This window comes from Vibrio sp. 10N.247.310.24, from assembly GCF_041467175.1.
Classification (GTDB): Bacteria; Pseudomonadota; Gammaproteobacteria; order Enterobacterales; family Vibrionaceae; genus Vibrio; species Vibrio tasmaniensis_A.
The window spans coordinates 1-1571 of the sequence record NZ_JBFSUD010000183.1; the positions used below are offsets into that span (position 1 = coordinate 1).

The window sequence follows — 1571 nt, forward strand, 5'->3', positions numbered from 1 at the left end:
AGCCATTAAAAGCCGATAAGACGCTACTGTCTGAAGATATTGCCAAGGCGTACACCACCAGTGTGCGTAACCCTCGACCTGCCAGTGTCGCCTCTACTTTAAACCCGCTTCGATTAGCGGGATTACTTCGCAGTGTAGTGGATGGGAACAACCCCGAAGATTACATGACGCTTGCCGAAGAAATGGAAGAGCGCGATTTGCACTACGCGGCGCAGCTGCGCACCCGTAAGTTGGCTGTGGCGGCGATTGCCCCAACCGTTGTGGCGGCGAGTGAAGACAAAGCCGATGTGGAAATGGCAGAACGTGTTCGCGCCATTATGGATGATGACCAAATCCCAGAGCTGCTGTTTGACTTGCTTGATGGCCTAGGTAAAGGCTTGTCTGTGGTGCAGATACTTTGGGATACCAAACAGACCCCATGGAAGCCACAAGATTATAAATGGGTAGACCCTCGCTACTTACGCCAGGACAACGAAACGCTTCAAGAGATTTTGCTTATCAGCGATGACGCGCCAAGCGGTGCGCCTTTAGACCCGTATAAGTTTATGGTGCATAAGCCTCGATCTAAATCTGGCAGCGTATGGCGCAACGGTTTAGCGCGATTGGTTGCCGTGATGTACATGCTTAAGTCGTTCACGGTTCGTGATTGGTGGGCGTTTGCTGAAGTGTTTGGTATTCCGGTTCGTGTGGGTAAGTACGGCCCGAACGCCAGTACCGAAGATATTAGTACTCTGGTGAATGCCATTGGTCGTATTGCCAGCGATGCAGGTGCGGTCATCCCTGAATCTATGAAGCTAGAGCTTATCGAAACGGCTAAAGGCAATGGCGGTAATACGCTGTTTGAAAACATGGCTCGTTGGTGTGATGAACAAACCAGTAAGGCGGTACTTGGTCAAACCATGACCGCTGATAACGGCAGCTCACAATCTCAAGCCAACGTGCATAATGATGTGCGTATGGATATTGCCGAGTGGGATGCGCGTCAGCTTCAGTCTTGCATTAATGAGTACCTGGTTAAGCCTTACATTATTTTGAACTGGGGCCCGCAAGAGCATTACCCGAAAGTACGCATTCAACTTCCTCAGCCAGAAGACTTGAAGATGTTGGTTGATAGCATCACGCCTCTTATTGATCGTGGTTTTAAAGTCTCTGCATCGAGCGTACGTGAAAAGTTTGGATTACCTGAGCCCGATGAGAACGAAGAAGTGCTCATGCCAACCTCTGCCATTTTAGCGCAAACCATGCCTGCGGCGATGAACAGACAACGCCCAGGTCTTGCCATTAACCGTGTGAGCAAAACCGCTGAAGCGGAAATGAACGACTTAACCGATGAAGCCATGAGCGACTGGGAAGAAGTTGCGGAAGACTTCATGAACCCGATCATCGAACTGGCCAATGCGTCAGACAGTTATGAAACGTTCTTAGAAAAGCTGCCAGAGCTTCAAGAGACATTAGGCGCTGACGTGTTTGTTGAGCAGATGGCGCAATACATGTTCCAGATGCGCGGCTATGGAGACGCTAAAGATGTCTAAAGCCCTTGCGTCTGAAAACATAGTCCCTGTTGAATCGCT

Annotated in this window: 1 protein-coding gene; it reads left to right on the forward strand. The window is 49.9% G+C overall.

Annotated features, from left to right (window positions below; translation table 11 throughout):
* Positions 1 to 1532 (forward strand): DUF935 domain-containing protein (locus tag AB6E08_RS23285; RefSeq protein ID WP_372160349.1); only part of this gene is annotated, 1532 nt, incomplete at its 5' end.
* Between the last annotated feature and the right edge of the window lie 39 nt (positions 1533 to 1571).